The sequence below is a fragment of the Colwellia aquaemaris genome (assembly GCF_057548755.1).
The window spans coordinates 518565-524845 of sequence record NZ_BAAJLV010000003.1 but is presented as its reverse complement, the minus strand read 5'-3'; the positions used below and the strand labels follow the sequence as shown (position 1 = coordinate 524845).

The following is a 6281-nucleotide window of genomic DNA, read 5'->3' as shown; positions in this document are numbered from 1 at the left end:
AAGCATATAACGCCCTGTTAAGGGGCAAATTGTAGTTGGCTAAAATGTGTAGCGGAGCGGAACCAGCCAACTGTAATTTGTCCCGCTTTAACAGCTTGTTAGGTATTTACTTGAACACGTTACCTTTTTTGATAACGGACCTCAAATTTACCCTTGTCTGCTTTTATATAAACAGAATTAGTTAATGACACTGATTTATAATTATCTAAGTCTTGAGCTAGCATCTCTGAGTTATCGTATTTAACAAGTGTATTTGGAAGACAACTTTTTAAGTTAATGTGCACTTTAGTTAAAACAACAGAAGGTAACCCCGTATGCTCTATATGAAGATATGAATTAACATTACTTCCAGAAATATTCATATCAAACCTTACAAGCTCAACCCTATTAATTTGAGGGATTTCTAGTTCTTTTAAGTTGACTGGGCATTCGGCTAAAACTGGAATTCTTAATGTTCCATAGGTCTCATCCATTCCTTCATTTTTTGAAGCATCTCCGCATGAAATAAGGAGCATTATAGTGGTAATGATTAGACTAGATTTAAGATACATGCCGATCCTTGAACTAAATACCTAACGCCAAGCTAACGGGCGTTTATAGTTTGGCTAAAATTGTGAGCGCAGCGAAACGAGCCAAACTTTAAACGTCCTATTGAGCGCCTTGTTATGTGGTTAGCCCAACTATCGCGGCACTGCCGCCAACACCTGAGCACTTGATTAAACCACATAGTTTAAATTTAAAAATATACTTGAAAGGTTAACTGGCTAATGGAAAAAGAAATGTGACGTTAATCCATTAACCTGAATGAAAAATACCTTTTAAGTACAACCTAACTTGATGTTACTTAAAACAAATTATTTAAACAACACCACATTTTAAAACTTAACTAAATTCTTTGATGAAACAAAAATTAGCTACTTAAACGAAGTTACCAACAATGAATTCAGAAGAACACATAACGCCTCATTAAGAGGAAATTTATAGTTGGCTAAAATGTTGAACGCAGTGAAAACAGCCAACTGTTAATTTTCCTGCTTTAATGCCTTGTTAGGTAACGTTGCTATTTTTTACCATGCGACTTTGTAGCTTTTTACCAAATACATAAGCTAATAGAAGACTAATGATTTGAAAAGGTATTAGTAAGAAGCCACCTACTAAAAATGCTTGAAGCAAATAACCACTAAAAATACCTTCAATTAAAAAATAGCCGATAAAGAGTGTGTTTACAGATAACAAAATTACCGCTTTGGGGTTTGGAAACCTTGTTTTAAATAACATTCCAAAAGATATAATAAAAATAATTGGAGTTGTTAAATAAGATAAAACGATAATCTCAGTTCCCATACTCAGTTACCTAACGCCTCGCTAAGAGGCAAAAAACTGTTGGCTAAAATTAGCGACGAAGGAGCAAAAGCCAACTGTTTTTTGTCCTTTTGAGCGCCTTGTTAGAATTTTGTTCCCCGATCCCACCCTCACAATATGATAACCAGTACATGGTTCTAAGTTTTAAAAGATAAAAGTACACATGTAACGATACACAGGTATATCTTTAAATTTTTTAGGGCAACCTGCTGCCCTAGAGTAAATAATTACTCCTTAAAGTTTCAACTTGCCCAGTTGACGGGTTGTACTCACATTTATCATATTGTTACCGAACACTTTAGACTAACTCATTACTCCAGTTAGCTTGCTGTATTTTACCATCCAATTCACGTAATTGTTGCGCATATAAATCAGCTGATTGTTGAATTTCACTTACGTTAACAACACTTATAGATTTTATTTCTGTTTTGCTATAACGAGAAATTTTCGGCGTAGCTTCTGAAGCAATTGATTTATACAAACTATGTTTTAACTTTAGCGATTCTCTTTGCGATAAAGCTAAGACCATTAAATTCCCATCGCTTAAAGATATTTGGTTATTTGTTCGATTTATAGAAGCAACTAAATTTTCAAACTCTAAGAAAAGAGTTTCTTGTAATTTCAATAGTTCCGAAGGGTTTTCAGAAGGCTGTTCTCCTTCTTGAACTAAAACATTACGAACAGTTCTTTCTCTTAACTCTTGTAATTTTTGACTGATTTCTGCTCTTCGATTTAAAGCTTCTGCTAACTTCATTTTATATACTCTGACTTTGAAAAATTCTAACAGCTTATTAGTAGGAAAATTTCTCACTTTCATGCAAGCCCCTAAAAATTCACCTTGTTAAAATATACACTTACGCTAATTCTTTTCTACAAAAGAATCAATAACTAAACATAAAAATCAGACCTTGCATGCGTGAAAGTAGGAAAATTGCACACTTTCTTTTGTAGAAAGAAGGAAATAAACTTGCCTGTATATAAATACAGCTGCATTTTACAAAAAAAAGATATTTTATCTTTGCTAGTACCTACGTATACATCAAAGAAAAATTAAGTAAACGCTATGCAATAAACCCAATGTCCGTCATAAACACAGGTATGAAATATCGGTGCATTTAAATTTAAAAATACACCGATTAAAAGAAGAGCAGAAAGACAAATTTAAATTAATTAAACTTTTACGCCTTTACTGAAGTTACGTTATCTCGGTCATTAGTATAAAAAGCGGCATAACCAAGCGCACAAAGTGTGAAGTACAATGCTAGTAATATGAACGTAACGCTAAAAACAGCATGCGCAGATGACATTATTGAGCTCATCGAAAAATAACTAAACAAAACAGCTAACGGTGTATTCATTACAGCTTTCGATAAATTTTTATTTTTAAGAAAACTTTCAGTCTCGCCTGCACTGAGTTCATTTGTATAATATGCACCGTAAGCTAGTGTACTAATGAAAAAAAACAATGCCATTAATACATAGATTACTTTAAATAAAAGTAGCCCTGACGACATTAAAAAGCTTTCGGCGAATAACACTAATAAAATGGTTATCGGTGCGCAAAACAAAGTTCTAAATAAATTTTCGTTATCTATTATTACATCATTATTAACTTTACCCATTCAACTTCCCCTACAAAAAGTACGCGTTTTTATTATTAAATTGATAATACACAAATTTTATTGATGTTTATTTAACCACTATCAACAACTATTTAAAACAAAAACTTAAGCTTTTTAATATGTTAATAAGTTAGCTATTAATACATGAGCTTAACTAACACCAATATGGCATCTCAAAAACCATCACGATAAACCACTAAAATTCAACTTTAATGATGTATAAACATCTGAGCCACAGTTTATATTTTTATGCTCTGGAAAATATAAAACGCTAACAATTAGGCTAGAGAATTCATTTTAATATCGCGATGAGATTAGTGATGTAAAGCAATTTGTGAAACTCCGCTAAAAATCATAACTTTGTTTCGTGTTTGAAAGCTAGAAAGCAGAAATCCCTTCACTTTTCTAACTGGCTTATCTATATATGATGGTGATCTAAAAATGGAATAGCGCTACAAACCCAAGATTTGAATTTTATGCTTTTGAAAAGTAAAAAACCGTTAACCTTTCGATTAGCGTTTCTTTTAATATGGCGGAGAAAAAGAGGTTTGATCTCAACCAATAGCTAATGTATTGCAAACTTAAATTTTTTTGTATTTCAAATAGCAAAAAGCCCGTCACTTTCGTAACGGGCTTTTCTTAATATGGCGGTGAGATAGAGATTTGAACTCTAGAAGGGCTACAAACCCTTGCCGGTTTTCAAGACCGGTGCTTTCGACCACTCAGCCATCTCACCTGAATGTTTAAAGCATTGCTGCTTCAGAACGAGGCGAATATTAAATACTGTTTGTCAGTTTGTAAAGTGCTATTTTCGCTAATTTAGCATTTTATTTCATTTTTTTGATTAAGTGTTGAATAATCCGTCAAATATCGTTTTTTTGCTAGCCATTCACTGTTTATTTATTTTCGATGCTATCAATACTGAACTACAAATTGAAACATTCGTATGCAGCCACAAGAAGTCAACTAGCTGTTATAATGTGGCATTGTCATTTTCAAAGGAATTTTTGTGCCAAATTCTAGCCAATCAGTCGCTAACCGAAGCCTTTTCAGCTTAACCTGGCCTATTTTCATCGATCTGTTTTTCATTTTTATGATTAATGTAACTGATGCTTGGTTTTTAAGTCGTATTTCTGATTCCGCTGCTGCATCTGTTGGCGCAATAATGCCTATTTTAGGGATAGCATTTGCACTCTATAGCACCTTACATCAAGGTGGTAGTAGTGTTGCATCTCAACGCATTGGTGCTGGTGACATCAGCAAGCTGGCAGCAACTTATGGTGTGCTATTTATTATTTTATTTTTCAGTGGCATTGTACTAACAATAACAATGGTTTTATTAGCGCCACTTTTTGCCCAATGGCTGGGGTTAGAATACGACATGGCAGACATGGCCAGCGTTTATTTAACTACTATTGGCATGGGCACTTGGATATTAGCCATTCGTTTTGCCGCTGCTGCAGTATTAACCTCTCAAGGCAAAACTAATTGGAATATGTGGTCTACGTTGGTAATGACCATAGTTAATATTTTATTTAACTATTTATTAATTGATGGCAAGTTTGGTTTTCCGGCTTTGGGCTTACAAGGTGTCGCTTATGCATCGGTTACCGCTTGGCTCGTTAGTCTGTGCTTTACTTTAATAATTATTACTAAACATTTAAAAATTAAAATCGCCCTACCGACTAATTGGTCATTATTTAAGAAAAACAGCTCACCGATATTAAAAATTGCTATGCCTTCCGTGTTAGAGCCTATGTCGTGGCAGTTTACACAAATATTAATGACAGCAATGATAGTCACCATGGGGGAACTTGCATTAGCTACTCGTATATATAGTTTTAATTTATTATTTACCGCTATTTTATATGGTTTTGCAATTAGCTCAGGGGTACAAATTAAAGTTGCACATTACATAGGTGCAAAACGTTTTGATGATGCACACGCACAACTAATGTCGGGACTAAAGCTTGGTCTTGTTGGGGCAATGTTTTTTGTTTTCACAATGTTAGCTATTTCTGACCAACTATTTGCCATTTTTACGCAAAACACTGATATTTGGGCATTAGGCCGATTAATTCTATTTGTTGCTATTTTTGGCGAGTTTGGCCGCAGCTTTAACTTGATTGTTGGTGCATCATTGCGAGCATCGGGCGATGCCAAATACGTTTCAACCGCTGGCTTTATTGTAATGTGGTTTATTGCCCTGCCATTAGCATGGCTATTAGGGTTGCATTTTGCTTTTGGCCTAGTTGGTATATGGTTGGCAACTAGCTTTGACGAGTGTATTCGCGGTTTTATTGCAATAAGGCGTTGGCATACTAACCAATGGCGAACAAAAGGTGTTTACGCTGAAGAAGTACCCATTCATGACCCAAGCATTAATGAACGGATTGACTGTCAAGAGGCCAATGATTGTCAGGAAATATTCACTCAAAGCAGTCAATACAACAAAAAATAATACACGTTTTTAGCGCAATAAAGTCATATACGCACTAATAAAAATGTTTGATAATATTATTTGTTCTAATAACGCCTGTTTATTTATTCATGAGTAATACTATACAAACAATCAGTTTGCTTGATTTATCAATTGCCTTTATTCCTGTGATTATGGCAGTAACCTTTCTATTTATTTGGTCGCTAGATGTAAAACAAGCCAGTTATGCCCTTGCACGTATGCTGATCCAGTTGTTACTAATTGGTTACGTGCTTAGTTATATTTTCTATTCAGACAACCCATGGCTTATCACCAGTATTCTCTTCGCTATGGTCAGTATTTCATGTTGGATTGCATTGCGAACACGTAAACAATATCGGTTACTGTTATTTAAGCATGGTTTTTGCGCGATATTACTCGGGGGCGGCCTCACATTATTGGTAATCAGCCAAGGAGCATTGTCAATATCACCTTGGTATCAACCACAAGTGATCATTCCACTTGCAGGAATGATCTTTGCCAATGCCATGAATAGTATTAGCTTATGTGCCGAAAGGTTATTTTCAGAAGTTGATAACAATACTGAGTTTTCTCTTGCGCGCAAACACGCCTTAAATGCAGCAACTATTCCGGTGATAAACTCATTATTTGCCGTAGGTTTAGTCTCGTTACCAGGGATGATGACAGGTCAAATACTTTCGGGGGTTTCCCCATTAATTGCTGCTCGTTACCAAATTATTGTGATGTGTATGATTTTTGCCTCTGCGATACTTTCAGCGGTTATATTTTTATTATTATCAAAAAAAACTATAATAAATATTATTGCATTACAGCATAAAGCTAAAGTTTAGCATAGG

At 34.7% G+C, this 6281-nt stretch carries 6 protein-coding genes and 1 tRNA gene; 2 read left to right on the top strand and 5 right to left on the bottom strand.

Annotation, left to right across the window (positions count from 1 at the left end; genetic code table 11):
* Positions 1 to 119: 119 nt before the first annotated feature.
* The 5 genes from AC27HL_RS11905 to AC27HL_RS11885 form a co-directional block, all read right to left on the bottom strand.
* A complete protein-coding gene (locus AC27HL_RS11905) occupies positions 120 to 551 on the bottom strand; it encodes a hypothetical protein (protein WP_487081211.1) in 432 nt (143 codons plus the stop codon).
* A 496-nt stretch (positions 552 to 1047) separates the two neighbouring features.
* Positions 1048 to 1344, bottom strand: coding sequence for a hypothetical protein (locus AC27HL_RS11900; RefSeq protein WP_487081210.1), 297 nt, complete (start codon positions 1342 to 1344; stop codon positions 1048 to 1050).
* 316 nt (positions 1345 to 1660) lie between these two features.
* Positions 1661 to 2179: a DIP1984 family protein gene (locus AC27HL_RS11895; RefSeq protein WP_487081209.1), complete on the bottom strand. Its 519-nt coding sequence runs from the start codon at positions 2177 to 2179 to the stop codon at positions 1661 to 1663.
* A gap of 361 nt (positions 2180 to 2540) precedes the next feature.
* Positions 2541 to 2984 (bottom strand): hypothetical protein, encoded by a 444-nt coding sequence (locus AC27HL_RS11890; protein ID WP_487081208.1) that lies wholly within the window; start codon positions 2982 to 2984, stop codon positions 2541 to 2543.
* 645 nt (positions 2985 to 3629) lie between these two features.
* A tRNA-Ser gene (locus AC27HL_RS11885) sits at positions 3630 to 3720 on the bottom strand.
* Between the two features lie 273 nt (positions 3721 to 3993).
* Between AC27HL_RS11885 and AC27HL_RS11880 the strand changes: the two genes are divergently transcribed.
* Together AC27HL_RS11880 and AC27HL_RS11875 are read left to right on the top strand one after the other, a co-directional pair.
* Complete coding sequence (locus AC27HL_RS11880) at positions 3994 to 5445, top strand: MATE family efflux transporter (protein ID WP_487081207.1); 1452 nt, start codon at positions 3994 to 3996, stop codon at positions 5443 to 5445.
* A gap of 89 nt (positions 5446 to 5534) precedes the next feature.
* Positions 5535 to 6275 (top strand): ABC transporter permease, encoded by a 741-nt coding sequence (locus AC27HL_RS11875; RefSeq protein ID WP_487081206.1) that lies wholly within the window; start codon positions 5535 to 5537, stop codon positions 6273 to 6275.
* Positions 6276 to 6281 lie beyond the last annotated feature (6 nt).

Excerpts from the sequence above, each read along its gene's own strand:
- AC27HL_RS11905 (WP_487081211.1), bottom strand. The coding sequence starts at position 551 with ATGTATCTTAAATCTAGTCTAATCATTACCACTATAATGCTCCTTATT.
- AC27HL_RS11900 (WP_487081210.1), bottom strand. The coding sequence starts at position 1,344 with ATGGGAACTGAGATTATCGTTTTATCTTATTTAACAACTCCAATTATT.
- AC27HL_RS11895 (WP_487081209.1), bottom strand. The coding sequence starts at position 2,179 with ATGAAAGTGAGAAATTTTCCTACTAATAAGCTGTTAGAATTTTTCAAA.
- AC27HL_RS11890 (WP_487081208.1), bottom strand. The coding sequence starts at position 2,984 with ATGGGTAAAGTTAATAATGATGTAATAATAGATAACGAAAATTTATTT.
- AC27HL_RS11875 (WP_487081206.1), top strand. The coding sequence starts at position 5,535 with ATGAGTAATACTATACAAACAATCAGTTTGCTTGATTTATCAATTGCC.